Origin of the sequence: Arenimonas sp. GDDSR-1, from assembly GCF_025980345.1 — a bacterium.
In the GTDB taxonomy this organism is placed as follows: domain Bacteria; phylum Pseudomonadota; class Gammaproteobacteria; order Xanthomonadales; family Xanthomonadaceae; genus Arenimonas.
In genome coordinates this window covers 1-17910 of sequence record NZ_JAPDUI010000012.1, presented here as the reverse complement: position 1 = coordinate 17910, position 17910 = coordinate 1, and the positions used below count along the sequence as shown (strand labels likewise).

At 61.8% G+C, this 17910-nt stretch carries 21 protein-coding genes; 14 read left to right on the top strand and 7 right to left on the bottom strand.

Annotation, left to right across the window (positions count from 1 at the left end):
- Window positions 1-32 precede the first annotated feature (32 nt).
- From Q0W88_RS03540 to Q0W88_RS03490, 11 genes are all read left to right on the top strand, one after another.
- The gene (locus tag Q0W88_RS03540) at window positions 33-1019 is read left to right on the top strand and encodes an isoaspartyl peptidase/L-asparaginase (protein ID WP_297800088.1); all 987 of its coding nucleotides are present in this window, start codon (window positions 33-35) and stop codon (window positions 1017-1019) included.
- Window positions 1019-1600, top strand: coding sequence for a TIGR02281 family clan AA aspartic protease (locus Q0W88_RS03535; RefSeq protein ID WP_297800086.1), 582 nt, complete (start codon window positions 1019-1021; stop codon window positions 1598-1600). The genes Q0W88_RS03540 and Q0W88_RS03535 overlap by 1 nt, the downstream gene beginning before the upstream one ends.
- Window positions 1597-3063 carry a helicase HerA-like domain-containing protein gene (locus tag Q0W88_RS03530; protein WP_297800083.1) on the top strand — a complete coding sequence of 489 codons (1467 nt, stop codon included), beginning with the start codon at window positions 1597-1599 and terminating at the stop codon, window positions 3061-3063. Before Q0W88_RS03535 ends, Q0W88_RS03530 begins: the two co-directional genes overlap by 4 nt.
- 136 nt (window positions 3064-3199) lie before the next feature.
- On the top strand, window positions 3200-3592 hold the full coding sequence (locus tag Q0W88_RS03525; RefSeq protein WP_297800081.1) for a diacylglycerol kinase: 393 nt from the start codon (window positions 3200-3202) through the stop codon (window positions 3590-3592).
- Window positions 3592-4308, top strand: a complete 717-nt coding sequence (locus Q0W88_RS03520; RefSeq protein WP_297800080.1) for a TerC family protein — start codon at window positions 3592-3594, stop codon at window positions 4306-4308. Before Q0W88_RS03525 ends, Q0W88_RS03520 begins: the two co-directional genes overlap by 1 nt.
- A gap of 42 nt (window positions 4309-4350) precedes the next feature.
- Window positions 4351-4968 carry a LemA family protein gene (locus tag Q0W88_RS03515; RefSeq protein ID WP_297800078.1) on the top strand — a complete coding sequence of 206 codons (618 nt, stop codon included), beginning with the start codon at window positions 4351-4353 and terminating at the stop codon, window positions 4966-4968.
- Window positions 4969-4971: 3 nt separating this feature from the next.
- Entirely contained in the window at window positions 4972-5838 is an 867-nt protein-coding gene (locus Q0W88_RS03510) for a TPM domain-containing protein (RefSeq protein ID WP_297800076.1), read from the top strand.
- A complete protein-coding gene (locus Q0W88_RS03505; protein WP_297800074.1) occupies window positions 5838-6329 on the top strand; it encodes a TPM domain-containing protein in 492 nt (163 codons plus the stop codon). Before Q0W88_RS03510 ends, Q0W88_RS03505 begins: the two co-directional genes overlap by 1 nt.
- 71 nt (window positions 6330-6400) lie before the next feature.
- The gene (gene lgt, locus Q0W88_RS03500; protein ID WP_297800072.1) at window positions 6401-7261 is read left to right on the top strand and encodes a prolipoprotein diacylglyceryl transferase; all 861 of its coding nucleotides are present in this window, start codon (window positions 6401-6403) and stop codon (window positions 7259-7261) included.
- Window positions 7258-8073 carry a thymidylate synthase gene (locus tag Q0W88_RS03495; RefSeq protein ID WP_297800070.1) on the top strand — a complete coding sequence of 272 codons (816 nt, stop codon included), beginning with the start codon at window positions 7258-7260 and terminating at the stop codon, window positions 8071-8073. Before lgt ends, Q0W88_RS03495 begins: the two co-directional genes overlap by 4 nt.
- Complete coding sequence (locus Q0W88_RS03490; protein ID WP_297800068.1) at window positions 8070-8567, top strand: dihydrofolate reductase; 498 nt, start codon at window positions 8070-8072, stop codon at window positions 8565-8567. Before Q0W88_RS03495 ends, Q0W88_RS03490 begins: the two co-directional genes overlap by 4 nt.
- Before the next feature lie 3 nt (window positions 8568-8570).
- On the opposite strand, the gene Q0W88_RS03485 is transcribed toward Q0W88_RS03490, so the two are convergent.
- From Q0W88_RS03485 to lptD, 5 genes are all read right to left on the bottom strand, one after another.
- Window positions 8571-9410 carry a symmetrical bis(5'-nucleosyl)-tetraphosphatase gene (locus Q0W88_RS03485; RefSeq protein WP_297800065.1) on the bottom strand — a complete coding sequence of 280 codons (840 nt, stop codon included), beginning with the start codon at window positions 9408-9410 and terminating at the stop codon, window positions 8571-8573.
- A 77-nt stretch (window positions 9411-9487) separates the two neighbouring features.
- Entirely contained in the window at window positions 9488-10282 is a 795-nt protein-coding gene (gene rsmA, locus Q0W88_RS03480; RefSeq protein WP_297800063.1) for a 16S rRNA (adenine(1518)-N(6)/adenine(1519)-N(6))-dimethyltransferase RsmA, read from the bottom strand.
- A complete protein-coding gene (gene pdxA / locus Q0W88_RS03475; protein ID WP_297800062.1) occupies window positions 10279-11256 on the bottom strand; it encodes a 4-hydroxythreonine-4-phosphate dehydrogenase PdxA in 978 nt (325 codons plus the stop codon). Before pdxA ends, rsmA begins: the two co-directional genes overlap by 4 nt.
- Window positions 11256-12563, bottom strand: a complete 1308-nt coding sequence (locus Q0W88_RS03470) for a peptidylprolyl isomerase (protein WP_297800060.1) — start codon at window positions 12561-12563, stop codon at window positions 11256-11258. The genes pdxA and Q0W88_RS03470 overlap by 1 nt, the downstream gene beginning before the upstream one ends.
- Before the next feature lie 46 nt (window positions 12564-12609).
- Complete coding sequence (lptD, locus tag Q0W88_RS03465) at window positions 12610-14817, bottom strand: LPS assembly protein LptD (RefSeq protein ID WP_297800058.1); 2208 nt, start codon at window positions 14815-14817, stop codon at window positions 12610-12612.
- 65 nt (window positions 14818-14882) lie between these two features.
- On the opposite strand from lptD, the gene msrB reads away from it, so the two are divergent.
- Window positions 14883-15278: a peptide-methionine (R)-S-oxide reductase MsrB gene (gene msrB / locus Q0W88_RS03460; protein ID WP_297800056.1), complete on the top strand. Its 396-nt coding sequence runs from the start codon at window positions 14883-14885 to the stop codon at window positions 15276-15278.
- On the opposite strand, the gene Q0W88_RS03455 is transcribed toward msrB, so the two are convergent.
- Together Q0W88_RS03455 and Q0W88_RS03450 are read right to left on the bottom strand one after the other, a co-directional pair.
- A complete protein-coding gene (locus Q0W88_RS03455) occupies window positions 15275-15829 on the bottom strand; it encodes a cob(I)yrinic acid a,c-diamide adenosyltransferase (RefSeq protein WP_297800054.1) in 555 nt (184 codons plus the stop codon). The genes msrB and Q0W88_RS03455 overlap by 4 nt on opposite strands.
- The gene (locus tag Q0W88_RS03450) at window positions 15829-16389 is read right to left on the bottom strand and encodes a DUF6580 family putative transport protein (RefSeq protein WP_297800052.1); all 561 of its coding nucleotides are present in this window, start codon (window positions 16387-16389) and stop codon (window positions 15829-15831) included. The genes Q0W88_RS03455 and Q0W88_RS03450 overlap by 1 nt, the downstream gene beginning before the upstream one ends.
- Before the next feature lie 68 nt (window positions 16390-16457).
- On the opposite strand from Q0W88_RS03450, the gene ubiH reads away from it, so the two are divergent.
- Both ubiH and Q0W88_RS03440 read left to right on the top strand, forming a co-directional pair.
- The gene (ubiH, locus tag Q0W88_RS03445; RefSeq protein WP_297800050.1) at window positions 16458-17660 is read left to right on the top strand and encodes a 2-octaprenyl-6-methoxyphenyl hydroxylase; all 1203 of its coding nucleotides are present in this window, start codon (window positions 16458-16460) and stop codon (window positions 17658-17660) included.
- The coding region (locus Q0W88_RS03440) for an FAD-dependent oxidoreductase (protein ID WP_297800047.1) at window positions 17657-17910 on the top strand (254 nt) is incomplete at its 3' end. The genes ubiH and Q0W88_RS03440, both read left to right, overlap by 4 nt.

The following is a 17910-nucleotide window of genomic DNA, read 5'->3' as shown; positions in this document are numbered from 1 at the left end:
ATGATGGAAGCCTGCCAGTCGGGGTAAAATCCATGAAGTCCACCGTATTTGCCGGAATCCTGCTCATGTCGTCCATCGCCGCCGCCGCACCGCCGAAAACCGCCCTTGTCATCCATGGCGGCGCCGGGGTCATCACCCGGGCGCAACTGTCGGCCGAAGACCAGGCCGGTTATGAAAAAGCCCTGAATGCGGCGCTGGATGCCGGCAATGCCGTGCTTCAACGCGGCGGCAGCGCCCGCGAGGCGGTCATCGCCAGCGTCACCGTGCTGGAGGACTCGCCGCTGTTCAATGCCGGCAAGGGTGCGGTCTATAACGCCGAAGGCGGCCACGAACTGGACGCTTCGCTCATGGAAGGCCATACCGGCAAGGCCGGGGCCGTGGCCGGCGTACGCACCATCAAAAATCCCATTCTGCTCGCCGAGGCGGTCATGCAGCATTCGCCGCACGTGCTGCTGGCGGGCGAGGGCGCCGAGCATTTCGCCGACACCCGTAAAGAGATCGAACGCGTGCCGCCGGAGTACTTCGACACCGAGCACCGCTACAAGCAGCTGCTGAAAGCCCAGGCCGAAGAAAAACAGACCGCTTCGAATGACCTGAAAGGCAAATACTTCGGCACGGTCGGCGCGGTGGCGCTCGACCGCAACGGCCACATCGCCGCCGCGACCTCCACCGGCGGCATGACCAACAAACGCTGGAGCCGCATCGGCGATTCGCCGATCATCGGTGCCGGCACCTATGCCAATGATCAATGCGGCGTCTCCGGGACCGGCTGGGGCGAGTTCTTCATCCGTGCCGCGGTAGCGCACGACATCTGCGCGCGCATGAAATACCGCGGCGATTCCCTGACCCAGGCCGCGGAAGAGGTGCTGCTGAAGGTCGTGCCGGAAATGGGCGGCGACGGCGGCGCCATCGCGCTTGATCGGGACGGCAACATCGCGCTGCCGTTCAATACCGAAGGCATGTACCGCGGCTGGATCAAGCCGGACGGTAGCCGTGGCGTGGCGATTTTCAAGGATTGATGCGCACCCTCCTTCTCATCGTTCTGTTCGCCGGCATCGCCTATGTCATCGGTCGCCGGCACGGCATGCAGGAACAGGCCTTGCTTGATGCCCAAATGCGCCCAAACGCGGTGGCGCAGCAGCAAAACTCAGACGTTCGTGCGAAGCTGAACGATGCGGCATCGCAGAATCCTGTCGCGCAAATCACTCAGGTCAAGCCTGAAAAAATCCTGTTCTACGGCCAACAGTCGCTCAAGCGCTCGGAGGACGGACACTATTATCTCGATGGATCGGTCAACGGCGTGGCAGTACGATTTATGGTGGATACCGGGGCATCACTGTCGGTCATTTCTACCGATCTGGCTAAGCGAGCGGGCTTGGGTGATTGCCAGTCGGTCGAGTTCAGGACCGCCATGGGTGTCGACCGCGATGCCTGTGTGGCCAAGGCAAACCGATTGGATTTCGGCCAGTTTACCCTGCATGAGGTCTATATCGGCGTCAGCAAGAATTTCGAAGGCAATGCACTGCTCGGCATGAATGTCCTGAAAACCCTCAATATCGAACAATCCGGCGACACCCTAATTCTGGAGAACAATCCATGAGCGACATCCTGATCGGCAAGGGCGAACAGCAAGTATCCTTGCTCGCAAAGTACGGCAACCGCCATGGACTGGTCGCCGGCGCCACCGGCACCGGCAAATCGGTGTCGCTGATGGTTCTGGCCGAGGGCTTCTCGCGCATGGGCGTGCCGGTGTTCATGGCCGATGTCAAAGGCGATATCGCCGGACTGGCCATCGCCGGAACCATGAATGAAAAAATCCAGTCACGCGTCACCGACATCGGCATTCCCGATTACGTCAATGAAGCCAGCCCGGTGGCATTCTGGGATCTGTATGGCAAGAAGGGCCATCCGGTGCGCACCACGGTGTCCGAATTCGGTCCCGATCTGTTCGCCCGCGTGCTGGAGTTGAACGAAACACAGGCCGGCGTGCTCGATATCGCCTTCAAACTGGCGGACGATGATGGACTGCTCCTGCTGGATCTGGAAGACCTGCGTGCGGTACTCAATCATGTTGCGGAAAGCAAAACCGAGGTTTCCGCCAAATACGGTCTGGTTTCGCCGGCTTCGGTGGCGGCCATCCAACGCGCCCTGCTGCGTCTGGAACAGCAGGGCGGCGAGCATTTCTTCGGCGAGCCGGCACTGCAACTGTCCGACATCATGCAGCGCCATGCCTCCGGCCGCGGCATGATCAACCTGCTGACCGCCGACCAGCTGATCCTGCAGCCGCGTCTGTATTCCAGCTTCCTGCTCTGGCTGCTCAGCGAACTGTTCGAAACCCTGCCCGAAGTCGGCGATCTGGAACAGCCGAAGCTGGTGTTCTTCTTTGACGAAGCGCATCTGCTGTTCGGCGACATCCAGCCGGCCCTGCTGCAGCGGGTCGAGCAGGTCGTGCGTCTGGTCCGTTCCAAAGGCGTCGGGGTGTATTTCTGTTCGCAGAACCCCGACGACATTCCGGACAACGTGCTCGGCCAGCTCGGCAACCGCATCCAGCATGCCCTGCGCGCCTACACGCCGCGCGACCAGAAAGCCGTGCGTACCGCCGCCGAAACCTTCGTGCCGAATCCGAAAATCGATGTCGCCAAAGTGATCTCCGAACTGGCGGTCGGCGAGGCGCTGGTCTCTACCCTGCAGGACAAAGGCATCCCGATGCCGGTCGAGCGCGCCATCATCTGCCCGCCGCGCTGCCGCATGGGCGCGCTTACCGATGCCGAACGCCAGGCGGTTCTGGCACAGAGTCTTTTGGGCGCCAAATACGATCAGGAAATCAACCGGGAATCGGCCCGGGAAAAGCTGAACGCACGGGTGCAGAACGCTTCTCCAGCAGATCAAGGTCCGGCCAAACCCGAGAAAACCGAGAAAGCCGCCAAGGAAGAACCCGGGTTCCTGCAGGAAATCCTGTTCGGCAACGGACGTCGACAGGGCGTCATCGAGCAGGAAGCCAAGTATCAGGCCCGCAAGTTCATGCGTGGCATTCTGGGCGGGCTGCTCGGCAAAAAGCGGTGAATCCGGCCGGATGCCCTGTCTTTATGGCAAAATAGGGGTGTTTCCGCTGTTCCGAGTGCCGTTCATGTCGATTTTCCTGCCATTGCCCGCGTTTCCGGTACGGTTGCCCCCGTTACCCGCAAACTTCTGAATCCGCATGGCCGACAGTCACGATACACACGCCCCGCGCTCGCCTTTCCGCATCTGGCAGGCGTTCCAATGGTCGATGAAGGGCCTGCGCGCTGCATGGCAGGTGGAATCCTCGTTCCGCCTGGAGGTTTACCTTTGCATCGTGCTGGTGCCGCTCGGATTGTATCTGGGCCAAACCGGGGTCGAACGCTTCCTGCTGGTTTCGGTCTTGCTGCTGGTGCTGATTGTCGAAGTCCTTAATTCGGCCATTGAGGCCGTGGTCGATCGTTGGGGGCCGGAGCACCACGATCTGGCCGGCCGCGCCAAGGACATGGGTTCGGCGGCGGTATTCCTGTCCGATGTGAATGTGGTGGTCTGCTGGCTGCTGGTGCTGTGGCCGCAATGGAGTAAGGATTCCTGATGGAATGGATTTTCAACGGCGAGATCTGGATCGCGCTGCTCACGCTGGCGACGCTCGAAATCGTGCTGGGCATCGACAACCTGGTGTTCATCTCCATTGCAGTCAGCAAGCTGCCGCCGGAACGCCGCCCGGCCGCGCGCAAGTTCGGCCTGATGCTGGCCTGCGTGACCCGGATCATGCTGCTGCTGTCGCTGGCCTATCTGGCGCGCATGCAGTCCGATCTGTTTTCGCTGTTCGGGCAGAATTTCTCGGTCCGTGATCTGGTACTGATCGGCGGCGGCCTGTTCCTGCTGGTCAAAGGGACTCTGGAGATCCACGATTCGGTCGAGGGCCGTGGCGAGGAAGAGGACATCGACACCAAGCCTTCGGCGGTGTTCGGCTATGTCATCGCCCAGATCGCCATCATCGACATCGTATTCTCGCTCGACTCGGTCATCACCGCGGTCGGCATGGTCGATAACCGCGCCGTAATGGTCGCCGCCATCGTCATCGCGGTGGCGGTGATGATCTTCGCCTCCAATCCGATCGGCGATTTCATCGACCGCCATCCGACGGTCAAGATGCTGGCGCTGGCGTTCATCATCCTGGTCGGCGTGGCTCTGATTGCCGACGGTTTCGGCATTCATATCGAGCGTAGTCTGCTGTATTTCGCCATGGCGTTCTCCGCGGCTGTCGAATCGCTGAACATCCTGTCCCGGCGGCGTCAGAAACGCTGATTTTGCGGTAGGATAAGGCCATCCCGTCCCACGAGGTGCGCCATGCAACGATTCCGTCTTTTTTCCCTCATCGTCCTTGCCGCGATGCTGTCCGGTTGCGGCTACAACACCATCCAGCAGCAGGATGAAGCCGTCAAGGCGCAGTGGTCGGAGGTGCTGAACCAGTACCAGCGCCGCGCCGATCTGGTGCCGAATCTGGTCGCCACGGTCAAAGGCTTCGCGGCCCAGGAAGAGCGTGTGTTGACTGAAGTGACCAATGCCCGCTCGCGCGTCGGCCAGATGAACATCAGTGCCGATCAGGCTTCCGATCCGGAAACCCTGAAGAAATTCCAGGCCGCCCAGGGCGAGCTGTCCGGTGCGCTGTCGCGCCTGTTGGTGGTTTCCGAAAACTATCCGGAGCTGAAATCGAACGAGAATTTCCGTGATCTGCAGGTGCAGCTGGAAGGCACCGAAAACCGCGTGACCGTTGCCCGCAACCGCTACATCCAGTCGGTGCAGGCCTACAACACGCACATCCGCCAGTTTCCGGTGAATATCACCGCCAAACTGTTCGGCTATCAGCCGAAAGCGAATTTCTCGGTGGAAAACGAAGCGGCCATTTCCAAAGCGCCGACGGTCGAGTTCGCACCGGCCGCGCCGGCTCCCGCACCCGGCGGCTGAGTCATGCCGCGCGCCCTGGCGCTCTGCGGTCTGCTGCTGTTATTGGGTTCCGGTGAATGCCGGAGCCAGGCGGCACCTGCTCCTTCGCCCGCACCGAGGCTGGAGCAGCACGTCACCGACCGGACCGGCACCCTGAGTGCCGATCAGATAGCCGGGCTCGAGCAGCGTCTGGCGGAATTCGAGCAGCGCAAAGGCAGCCAGGTCGCGGTGTACATGGTTTCGAGTCTGGACGGGCAGTCCCTGGAGGATGCCACGTTGGCAGTGGCCGAGAAAAACAAGCTGGGCCGCGCCAAAATCGATGACGGCGTGCTGCTGTTCATCGCCAAGGATGACCGGAAAGTACGGATTGAAGTCGGATACGGTCTGGAAGGTGCGATTCCCGATGCCAAAGCCGGGCGCATCATCCGGGAATATCTGGCCCCGAACTTCAGAAAGGGCGACTATTACCAAGGCATCAACGAGGCGACCGGCGCCATCGTCCAGCTGATCGACGGCGAGGAATTACCGCCGCCCTTGCAGGAAGAGCCGGGAAACCAACCGCCACCCAGCGGCGTATTCGCGCTGTTCATCGGCGTGTTCATCGGGCTCATGGCGGCCGGAACCCGGCTGAAACCTGTTTTCCTGCGGCGCTTCGGAGCGGGTCTTGTTGCGGGCGGCATCGGCTTTCTGGTGCTCAGCACCTTGGGCTACGGCATTTTGGCCGCGCTGATTGCCTTTTTCATCGCCAGTTCCGGTCCCGGCCGCTTCAGTTCCGGCGGCGGCAGCTGGGGGTCCTTCCCCGGCGGCGGTTCCGGCTGGGGCGGTGGTTCGGGCGGCTGGAGCGGCGGAGGCGGCGGCTTTGGCGGCGGCGGCGCATCGGGAGGGTGGTGATGAATCGCATAGCAAAGAATCTTTTTTCCGGCTGGTTCCAGCTGAGTCGCTGGTTTCCGCCCGAGCGCATGAAAGCCATCCGGGACCTTATTGCCGAAGGCGAACGCGGTCATGCCGGCGAACTGTGCTTTGCCGTCGAGGCGCGCTATTCCCCGATGGCACTGTTGGCCGGAATCCACACCCGCGGCCGTGCCGAGCAACTGTTCTCAGCCTTGCGCATCTGGGACACGGCCGAGAACAGCGGCGTCCTGGTCTATCTGCAATTGGCCGAGCGCCGGGTTGAAATCATTGCCGACCGCGGTATCGCCGCCAAAGTGCCGCAGGCGGGCTGGGATGCCTTGTGCGCCGATTTCGCAGAGGCCATGCGCCATGGCCAACCGGACCGGGCGGTTCTGGACTGTCTGGGCCGGATCAATGCTCTGCTGGCGCTGCATTTTCCGGCAGCGGCCGATAACCCGAGAGAACTGCCGGACGAGCCGGTGATCCTCTGAACCGCTGAAATCCGGCTCGCGTCCCCGCCCTTTTTTCGGGCACAATAGTGTCTGTACCTGCGGACACTTCCATGACCCTCCTGCACGATATCGACCCCGTCGCCCTGCCGCTGCCGTTCTGGCCGCATGGCATTCATTGGTACGGCATCATGTATCTGCTCGGTTTCGCCGCCGCCTACGGGCTCGGCAGATACCGGATCCGTGCAGGACGATTCCCCGGCATCGACGAGAACCGATTCAGCGATCTGCTGTTCAACAGCATGCTCGGCGTGGTCATCGGCGGCCGTGTCGGCTACGTGCTGTTTTACGGCTGGTCCGATTTCATCGCCGACCCGATGTTTCTGCTGCGCATCAACGAAGGCGGCATGAGTTTCCACGGCGGGCTGCTCGGCGTCATGGCGGCGGTTGCCTTCTGGTCGATGCAGACCAAAAAGCACGTGTTCGACACCCTTGATTTCCTGGCGCCGCTGGTGCCGCCGGGCCTGATGTTCGGACGTCTCGGCAATTACATCGGCGGCGAGTTGTGGGGCCGTTATACCGGCAGGGACTGGGGCGTGATTTTCCCGCGTGCCGAACCCGATCTTTACGGCCAAAGTGTCGCCCAGCTGCATGTTCTACACGAGTCGGGGCTGCTTGACCGTTACGCACGCTATCCCTCGCAACTGGTGCAGGCGGCGCTGGAAGGGCTGTTGCTGTTCGTCATTCTGTTCTGGTACTCGCGCAAACCCCGGCCGCGCTACGCCGTATCCGGACTGTTCGCGCTCGGCTACGGCGTGTTCCGCTTCCTGGTCGAATTCATCCGCCAGCCGGATGCCGACATCGGCTACCTGGCCTGGAACTGGCTGACCATGGGCCAGCTGCTTTCCCTGCCCTTGATTGCCTTGGGTGTGGCATTGCTGTGGCTGTCGCGCCGGCAGGAGCACAAGGCATGAAAACCTATCTCGATTTCCTGCGGCATGTGATGGCCAACGGTCTGGACAAAAACGACCGCACCGGTACGGGAACGCGTTCGGTATTCGGCTACCAGATGCGCTTCGATCTGTCCGAGGGCTTTCCGCTGCTGACCACCAAGAAGCTTCATCTGCGCTCGATCATCCACGAACTGCTGTGGTTCCTCAAAGGCGAAACTAACATCGCCTACCTGAAAGACAACAAAGTCAGCATCTGGGACGAATGGGCCGATGCCAACGGCGATCTCGGGCCGGTGTACGGCAAGCAATGGCGCAGCTGGGAAGGCAAAGACGGCACGGTGGTTGATCAAATCAGCTGGCTGGTCGGTGAAATTCGCCGCAATCCCGATTCGCGCCGTTTGATTGTGAGTGCCTGGAATGTCGGCGAGCTGCCGCAGATGGCGTTGATGCCCTGCCACTGCCTGTTCCAGTTCTATGTCGCGCCGCCCAAGCAGGCCGGCGGCCGACCGCGCCTGAGTTGCCAGCTCTACCAGCGCTCCGCCGACATCTTTCTCGGCGTGCCGTTCAACATCGCCAGCTATGCGTTACTCACGCATATGATCGCGCAGGTCTGCGATCTGGATGTCGGCGATTTCGTGCACAGTTTCGGCGATGCCCATATCTACAGCAATCACTTCGAGCAGGTGAAGGAGCAGCTTTCCCGGACGCCGGGTCCGCTGCCCCAGCTGCGTCTGAATCCGGCGGTGACCGATCTGTTCGCATTCACATTCGAGGACATTGAAATCACCGGATACGAACCGCAGGCGGCCATCAAGGCGCCGGTCGCGGTATGAGCCGCATCACCCTGATTGCCGCGCTCGACCGGGGTCGGGCCATCGGCTTCGCCAATTCCCTGCCGTGGCGGCTGCCGGACGACCTGAAGCGTTTCAAAGCACTGACCCTGGGTAAAACCGTGGTGATGGGCCGCAAGACCGCCGAGTCGCTGGGCCGAGCGCTGCCGGAACGGCGCAATCTGGTGCTGACCCGCAGCGGTGCGGTGCCGTTCGAAGGCATGCAGGCGGTCGGTACGCTGGAGCAGGCGGTGGATCTGTGCGCGGGCGACGAATTGATGGTGATCGGCGGTGGCGAGATCTACGCGTTGGCATTACCGCTTGCCCGGCAGATGCATCTGACCCATGTCGATACGGTGTTGCCGCAGGCGGATGCCTGGTTTCCGGAAATCGAGGATAACGACTGGCTGGAAACGGCCAGTGAAAGTCATGCCGCCGATGAGCGGCATGCATTCGCGTTCCGCTTTGCCGATTATTTCCGGCTGAATCTGCCTTGAGCGTCAGTCGCGGTTTTTGCTGAACCCGTCGCTGCGCCCGGGAACCTGATGGATGCGGAGCGCCGGACCAAGCTCCAGTGCCGTCAGCGTGCCGCCCCAGACCGCGCCGGTATCGATGGCGTAAATGCCCAGACCCATGAACAGACCCAGCGTCGACCAGTGGCCGCAGACAATCGGCAGTTCGCGCTGGGCATGGCCCGGTGTCGAGAACCAGGGATAGAAGCCCGGCTGCTGGGTGCCCGGTTTGCCTTTTTCCTCGAAGCCGATGCGTCCGTTCGGCGTGCAGTAACGCATGCGGGTGAAGATGTTGACGATGGCGCGGAACCGGTCGGTGCCGTTCAATTTCGGCGACCAGTTCGGCTGGTTGCCGTACATCGCCTTCAAGTGGCGTGCGGCCTGGTCGCTCTGCAGGATCTTCTCGACCTCGCGCGCACGTGCCGAGGCCATATCCAAGGTCCATTTCGGCGACAGGCCGGCGTGCACCATGGCAAAACCGAGCGTGCGGTCGACATGGAACAGCTTCTGCCGGCTCAGCCAGCCGACCAGTTCATCGCGCTCGGCTGAAAACAGAACCCGGTGCAGATCCGGGTTGACCTTGTTCTGGTCGGCTTCGCTGCGCTGGGCGATGGCCAGCAGCGACATGTCGTGGTTGCCGAGTACCACCGTGCTGCGTTCGCGCAGGGAGTGCACCAGCTTGAGCGTTTCCAGTGATTGGCCGCCGCGGTTGACCAGATCGCCGCAGAACCAGAGATGGTCCTGGGCCGGGTCGAATTTGATATGGTCCAGCAGCCGGGCCAGTACGTCGTAGCAGCCCTGCAAATCACCAATGGCATAGGTTGTCATTGAGTGGGTAATCCGAATTTTTCAGTCCCGGCCATTATAGCGCCGGTGCGGCATGGCCGCCTGAATAGGCCGCCTCGTCAGGCCGCGGATTCCGAAAGGACGTTGGCCAGATGCACGAAGCTCGCGACCGGAAGCTGTTCGGCGCGGGTTTCCGGCTTGATGCCGGCGGCCTGCAGCTGCTCGCCGGTACATATGCGCGACAGGGCGTTGCGCAGGGTTTTCCGGCGCTGGCCGAAGGCATCGCGGACGATGGCTGCAAACAGTTCCGGATTGTGGATGCCGATCTCGGACGGATCACGCGGAATCAGGCGGACCACGGCCGAATCGACTTTCGGCGGCGGATTGAAACTCTGCGGAGGCACATCGAACAGCGGAATTACTTCGCATACCGCCTGCAACATGACGCTCAGTCGGCCGTAAACCTTGCTTCCCGGTTCAGAGGCCATGCGTTCGACCACTTCCTTCTGGAGCATGAAATGCATGTCGCGCACCTGGGTGCAGTGCTCGAGCACATGGAACAGAATCGGGGTCGAAATGTTGTAAGGTAGGTTGCCGACCAGACGTATCCGGTTGTCACCGGCGAGCTTGCCGAAATCGACTTGCAAAACATCCTTATGCACGATGGTCAGCTCGCCGATGCCGTGTGCGGCTTCACTCAGCGGGGTGATCAGGTCGCGGTCGAACTCGATCACGGTCAGGCTGCCATGCTTCTTCAGCAACGGGAAGGTGATGGCGCCCTGGCCCGGTCCGATTTCAACCAGTACATCGCCCGGTTTCGGGTCGACCGAGTGCACGATGTGTTCGATGATGCTGCGGTCGGTCAAAAAGTGCTGCCCGAGATTCTTCTTCGGCGGTGCTTTGAAATGGCTCATGCGGGTTCTCCCTTTGCAGCCAGTTTTCTGCACAGCCTTATGGCCTGCCACAGGCTTTCCCCGCTGGCCTGGCCGGTGCCGGCCAACTCCAGTGCGGTGCCGTGATCGACCGCGACGCGCGGGTAGGGCAGGCCGAGCGTGATATTGACGGCATGATCGAATCCGGAGAACTTGAGTACGGGAAGTCCCTGGTCGTGGTACATGGCGATGATGACGTCGCACTGGGCCAATCGCGCCGGCAGAAAAGCGGTGTCGGCCGGCAGCGGACCCTGAAGGAGGAATCCTTCGGCGCGCAGTTTTTCCAGAACCGGAAGCATCACCTCGATTTCTTCGCCCCCGAGCAGGCCATCCTCCCCGGCATGCGGATTCAGGCCGAGCACGCCCATGCGGGGTTCGGGAACGCCGAAGTGACGGCGCAGATCCTGCCGGACAATGCGAAGGACCTGTTCGAGAAGTTCCGGAGTCAGCGCATCAGGCACCTCCCGCAGGGGCAGGTGCGTGGTGGCCAGCGCCACGCGCAGCGATTCGGTGGCAAGCATCATCACCACCGGAACACCGGCCTGTTCGGCCAATAATTCGGTAGTGCCGGTGTAGGCGATGCCGGCGGCGTTGACTGCAGCCTTGTGCACCGGACCGGTCACCAGACCGTCGAATTCGCCTTGCAGGCAGGCTTCGCCGGCGCGGTTCAGGGCGGCGATGACCGTTGCGGAGTTGTCCGGATTCAGCCGGCCGAAGTGCACCGGTTGGGGCAACGGGAAGGGCATTACGGCCAGTTCGCCGACAGCGCAGGGCTCGCCGGGGGATTTGCAGCGCAGCGGCAGACCGATGGCATCGGCTGCGGCCGATAAAACAACCGGATCGGCCAGAACGGTGAGATGGCAGCCGTGCTCACGCTGGGCAATGCGGACACACAGTTCCGGTCCGATGCCGCTGGGCTCACCGGGAACCAATGCCAGGTGCGGCCGGACGGCCATCAGATCGGGGCGAGGCGCGACTCGACGAAGGCTTCCGCCCGCAACTGGCGCAGGAAACGTTCGTATTCTTCTTCGGCCTTGCGTTGGCCGATGGCTTCGCGGGCCTCACGGCGTTTGTTTTCGGCATTGGCGTCCGATGAGCGTTTGCCCAGACGCTTCATGACCAGGAATCCGGCGTCGGTCTGGATGACCGGCGATACCTCGCCGTCTTTGAGCAGCACGATCTGGCTGCCGATCTGGGCGCCCCATTGGTTCTGGGTGAACCAGTCAAGGATGCCGCCGGCCTCGGCGTTCAAATCGGGGCTGGAAAATTCCTTGGCCAGCTTGCCCATGTCTTCGCCTTTGCCGATGCGCGACAGCATTTCTTCCGCTTTCTGGCGGGCCACTTCATCGCCGCCGACCCGCACCGGATCGATCAGGATGGCCTGCGCCCGGAATTCATCGACTTGTTTGACCTGGGCGGCATCGCGGGTTTCGGCGAGTTGGATCAGCTGATAGCCGCTCGGGCCCCGCACCGGTTGCGAGACATCCCCGGCTTTCATTTCCGAAATCATGGCGGTGAATTGCGGCGGGATGGAATCAAAACTGCGCCAGCCGATGATGCCGCCATCCAGGGCGTTCTGTGCATCGGAGTAGCGGATGGCGGCGGCTTTGAAATCCATCTTGCCGGTCGCGATCAGTTCGCGGATGCCGTCGATCTTGCGTTTGGCGGTAGCCACCTGGTCGGGGCTGGGGTTTTCGGGCAGCGCGACCAGCAGATTGGCCAGCAGGACTTCCGGACCGGCCGCTTTCTGGCTGGACACATACTGATCCACTTCCGATTCGCTGACCTGGACGCGGCTTTGCACATAGCTCTGGCGCAGGCGCTGCTGGAGCAGTTCATCGCTGAGGTTGTTGCGGTAGTCCTCGAAGCCGATGCCTTCCTGCTGCAGGCGCTGCATGAACTGCTCCTGCGACATCTTGTTGGAACCGGCGATGTTCTGGATGACCTGGTTGAGTTCGGCATCGGAAACGCGGATGCCGATGTCCTTGGCACGGTTGACCTGCAGGCGCTGCAGAATCAGACGTTCGAGCACCTGGCGTTCAAGCACGTTGTCCGGCGGCAGCTGGCCGGCCTGCTTGGCATACTGGGTCTTGATGTTGCCGATGGCACGTTCCAGCTCGCTGCGCAGGATCACATCCTCATCGATGACGGCGACGATGCTGTCGACTGCGGTGCTGGCCTGCGTGCTCTGGGCGGCGGCCGGGCCGGAGGCGCCAAGACCGAACAGAAGGACAAGCGCCAGGGATTTGGGGATGACAGACATGCAACACTCCGGAAACGGTCTAAATCGGGGAAATCGGGTCGGTAAATCAGTACGCTAGGATACCATTATCCTTGAACAATTCTGGCCGGCTGCCCATGCTGCCCAGGCCGTTCAGCTCCAGCTCCAGGAACACGCCGGTGTTCTCGCGGCTGTCGAAACTGCGGATGTAGCGCCGTCCGAACACGCGAAACGCCATGCAGCAGCTGCGCCATTCGAAACCGAGCAGGGTTTCCAGGTTCTGGTTGTCGCGCAGGGAGTAATTCCAGCGTCCCAGCGCCCGCCAATTGTCGTTGATGGGTAGGACAACCGCGAAGTCGGTTTGTTCCGCAAACCCCTGGCGGAAACGGTAACTGGCGTTGAGCTGCAGGCCGTTCGGCCGCGACCAGTAGCCGCGGATCGAGGACAGCTCGGTGTTGCGGTCGGCCGGGTTCCAGTGCTGGGTGATGCCGATCTGCCATTCATCGCTGAGCCGGATATTGGCTTCGGCCACCCAGGCCGAGCCATCGGCCGACTGCGGAACTTCACCCGGCAAGGTGACCCGCGGCGCACTGAAATAGGTGATCCGGCCCAGACTGAAGTTCATCCGCTCTTTGCCCGATTCCGAGTTCAGGAAGCGTGTGGTCAGCGCCGTGGTCAGCTGGTTGGCGTCACTTTGGCGGTCGGCGCCGCCGTACCGGTTTTCCCGGAACAGCGAAGGCCACATGAAAGTCAAAGGCTGGGTGTCGAATGCCGGAATGTCGTTCTGGTCGCGGTACGGCACATTCAGGTAAAACAGACGCGGTTCCAAGGTCTGGATGAAGTCCAGACCGGCAAATGTCGTGGGTCTTTCGAAATATGCGCCGGCATCGAGGCTGAAAATGCCCAGGCCCCGGCTTAGCCGCGTTGGTGCGGTGACATCGAACGGATCGGGATCGATCCAGTATTCGGTTTGCCGCCAGCTCAGGCTCGGGGTCGCGAACCAGTTGCGGCCGGTCAACGGAAACTTGATGAACGGCGTGACATCGATGCGTCGTCCGTCGTTGAGAACATCATGCGCAAACACAACGGCTTCGGCGTTCAAGCCGGCCTCAAACCAGGGACCAAACGGTTTGCTGCCGCTCAGGGCCAGACGCGGCATGCGCCGGTAGGGCTCCGATCCCGGAGCCTGGGTCGGGTTGGCGATTTCCCAGTTGGCAGCGGTCAGTTCCAGATTCCAGTATTTGCCGCGGCCATGGAAACCCAGTTCGCTTTTCAGCAGCGCCGTCGAAGTTTCGGTGATTGAATTTCCGAAATCGGAAAAATAATACACATCGCTGGCTTTATTCAGACTGCTTTGGAAATACCAGGCCCGGTTCATCGCGGTGAAATGTTCCCATCCGATCCGGTAACGGTCGCCGCCCCGGATGTCGTCGCCGGGCAGATAGCTGCCCTCGAAAATGCCGCTGTTGGCTTCAGTCAGATAACGGAACTCGGTGCCCAGCATCAAGCCGCGTTCACTGAGGTACCGGGGGGTCAGGGTGGCATCATAATTCGGCGCAAGATTGAGATACACCGGCACCGAAATGTCGAATCCGTTCAGGCTGTCCTGACCGATCTTCGGCGTAAGCATGCCGGAAGAGCGCGCGCTGTCGGTCGGAAAGCGCATGGCCGGCAACCACAGGATGGGTACGCCGCCGACTTCCAGTTTGACATTCTTGGCCACGCCCTGATGGGTTTCGTCATTGACGTTGATCTCATCGGCGACGAACTGCCATTGCTTCTGGTTGCTCGGACAGGTGGAGAAACCGGCGCGACGGAGTCGGCTGCCGTCTTTCCGCACCACGACCGATTCGGCTGTGCCGTTGCCGTTGCTTTCATTGAACTGGTATTGCAGGCCGCTGAGCGCGATGTCGCCGGTTTTCTGGTTGCCCTCGGCGCTTTTCGCCGTCATCCGCAGGGCATTGTTCTGGAACCGGACCAGGCCTTCGGTGCGGTAGGTCTGTTGGGCATGATCGAAGCGCAGGGCGTCGGTGGCCAGCCATTCGCTGCCCCTGCGGACCTCGACATTGCCTTCGAACAGCGATTGATCGCGCGTACCGATGTCCAGGCTGTCCGAGACGATATCCGCGGGCAGCGTTGCCGGATCGCTTTTGTCACCGATCAGCGGCTGGAAAAGCGGCAGGTACTCGGGATCCGCGCAGAGCTGCCAACCGGTGCCGCTCTCCTGATTCTGGGCATGACCGTCTGCGGCAGCGAGCAGGCTCAGGCAGGCAAGGAATAAACGGGTATGACGCACGCATGACCCCAATCGGAAGTTATGGTGTATTTTACCCCTTAAACTCAGGATTAGGCGGACCCGAGATGGCCGATACCGACAAAACCGATGCCGATTGGCGCAAGCAGCTCAGCCCCGAACAATATGCGGTCTGCCGCTGTTCGGCGACCGAACCGCCGTTCAGCGGAAAATACTGGGATCATCATGCCGAGGGCATGTACCATTGCGTGGCCTGCGGCCAGGCGCTGTTTGCCTCCGACAGCAAATTCGACTCCGGCAGCGGCTGGCCGAGTTATTTCCAGCCGGCGGATGCCAAGGCCCTGCGGCTGGAGTTCGATGATTCGCATGGCATGCGCCGCACCGAGGTGCAGTGCGCCGGATGCCGCTCCCATTTGGGCCATGTGTTTACCGACGGTCCGCAACCCACCGGTCTGCGCTACTGCATCAATTCCGCGGCTTTGGATTTCAAGCCGGCGGTTTAGGACTTGCGGCGTTCGTGATTCCAGAGCACTTCGCCATGACCGCTGGCGCGGGCCAGAACGCGGGCCAGGACGAACAGCAGGTCCGAGAGCCGGTTCAGATAACGGATGGCCTCCGGCCGGACCGCATCGTGGCGCGATAAGGTCACCACCTCGCGCTCGGCGCGACGGCAGATGGTTCGGGCCAGATGGCAGTGACTGGCCGCCATGCCGCCGCCCGGCAGGATGAAATCCTTGAGCGCCGGAAGATCGGCGTTGAAGCCATCCAATTGCCGTTCAAGATGATCGATGTCGGCATCGAAGATGGCGGCATGGCCCGGGATGCAGAGCTCACCGCCGAGGTCGAACAGATGATGCTGGACGGAAACCAGCAGGTCGCGGACATCCTGCGGTATGTCGCAGGCCAGAATCAGACCGATGGCGGAATTGGCTTCATCCACGGTACCGTAAGCGGTAACCCGTGCGGAATCCTTGGACACCCGGCTGCCATCGCCCAGACCGGTGGATCCATCATCGCCGGTTTTGGTGTAGATCTTGGTGAGCCGGTTGCCCATCAGGCGGTTTGACGCATTTCCGGAATGCGCTGTTTCAGCAGTTCATAGCCGCCGAAAAGCACGGTGGCATAGAACAGGGTGCCGAGCAGACCGTTCTGGAAGAAGGGCAGCCCGGCCGTATAAGCGGCGGCCAGACCGGCGGCGTTCTGCGGAAAGAAGGCGGAACCGAACCAGACCCCGAAATTGGTGACCAGGAAGAAAATCACCGCGCCGGCCAGACTGAAGCCGCCGACGCGCAGCGCAGAGACGCGGTTGCGCAGACCGAAGCCGAGCACGGACAGCGCGGCAATGGTGAGGTACACCAGCCAGAAGCCGGCCGAAACGAAATAACTGAAGTATTCGCCGCCCATCAGCAGGCCCAGGGCCAGATCCGAAACGAACAGCGCAATCAGCGGCACCAGGATGGCCAGCGATTTGCGGGAGAAATAGGCGCCGCCGAACAGGGCCATGGCTTCGACGGGCGAGAAATTCGGCGGGTGCGGAATCAACCGAGACAGTGCCACCGCCAGAATCATGCCAGTCAGCACGGTGAGATTGAGGGCAAACGGACGATTCGGCATACGGGTCTCGAAGCAGGAAAAAGTAATCGGTAATAGAATACCTTATTCGACTGGATTTGAGAGAACCCGTGGCGTCCGAAGCTTCTGAAAATGTGGATATCGCCATCGTCGGCGGCGGACTGGTCGGATCCAGTCTGGCCTGTGCTCTTGAGCGTTCCGGACTGTCGGTCGCTTTGATTGAAGCCGCCGAAACACCGCAGGCCCCGCCCGGCTTCGATCAGCGCAAATTGGCCTTGGCCCAGCGCAGCATCAGCGTGCTTGAGCGTCTGGGTGTGCTGCCCCTGCTGCAGGCGCCGCCGACCCCGATCCGAAGCATCCATGTCAGCCGGGCCGGGGATTTCGGGCGCACCCTGCTGAAGGCTTCCGATTTCGGTCATTCGGCCTTCGGTGCCGTGGTGCTGGCCCAGGATCTGGGGCTGGCTCTGGCCAAGCGTGTCAGTGGCCTGCAGCAGACCCGTCGTATTTGCCCGGCCCGGGTTTCAGCCTGCCGCTTTGCCGCTGAAGGTGCCCGATTGACGCTGGCGGGCGGCGACGGTGAAAAACACCTCACGGCCCGGCTGGTGGTGGCCGCGGATGGCACCGATTCATTCATTCGGTCGGCCGCCGGCATTGCCACCCGCACCCATGACTACCGGCAGACCCTGTTCGTCTGTTCGCTGCGGGCTGAACAGGCCAGCAATGGCAACGCGTATGAGCGGTTCAGCGACCAGGGCCCCGTGGCCTTGCTGCCGATGGCTGACGGGGTTTTCGGCGCCATCTGCGGCGTTGCCGGTGAGCGCGCGCCGGAAATCGCGGCGATGGACGATGCCGCCTATGCCGCTTACTTCCAATCCCGCTTCGGTTGGCGTGTCGGTAAAATTCAGGCGACCGGCAAACGCACGCACTATGCGCTCAAGCAGGTTCTGGCCGAACGCCTGCACGCCGCTTCGGTCGTGCTGATGGGCAATGCCGCGCAGACCATCCATCCGATCGGCGCGCAGGGCTTCAATCTGGGCCTGCGCGATGCCTTGTCCTTGGCGCGCCTGCTCATTGCTGATGGCCTGCAGGCAGGCACTGCCGAGGCCTACGCCGCTTCACGCCTTGATGACCGTTCGCGCACGCTGGCCTTCAGCGATGGCCTGGCACGGATGACCGCCAACACCGGTCTACCGGCGCACCTGCTGCGATCATTGGCGCTCGCCACGCTCGGTTCGGCACCGAAGGCTGCTGCCGGCCTGGTTTCCGGCGCCATGGGCTACCGGGGTTCCAGCCGTTTCGAGGAGGTCCTGTGAAACCCTTGGATGTCGTGGTCATTGGCGGTGGCATGGTTGGCCTGAGCGCCGCCCTGATGGCGGCACGGCAGGGTCTGCAGGTGGCCTTGGTGGAAGCGCATCTGCCGAAACCCTGGCGGCAGGAAAGTCCCGATCTGCGGGTGGTGGCCTTGGCGCTGGATAACCAGACGCTGATCGAGTCCTTCGGGCTTTGGCCGGAAGTGCTTGCCCGCCGGGCCTATCCCTATGGCGCAATGACGGTATTCGATGC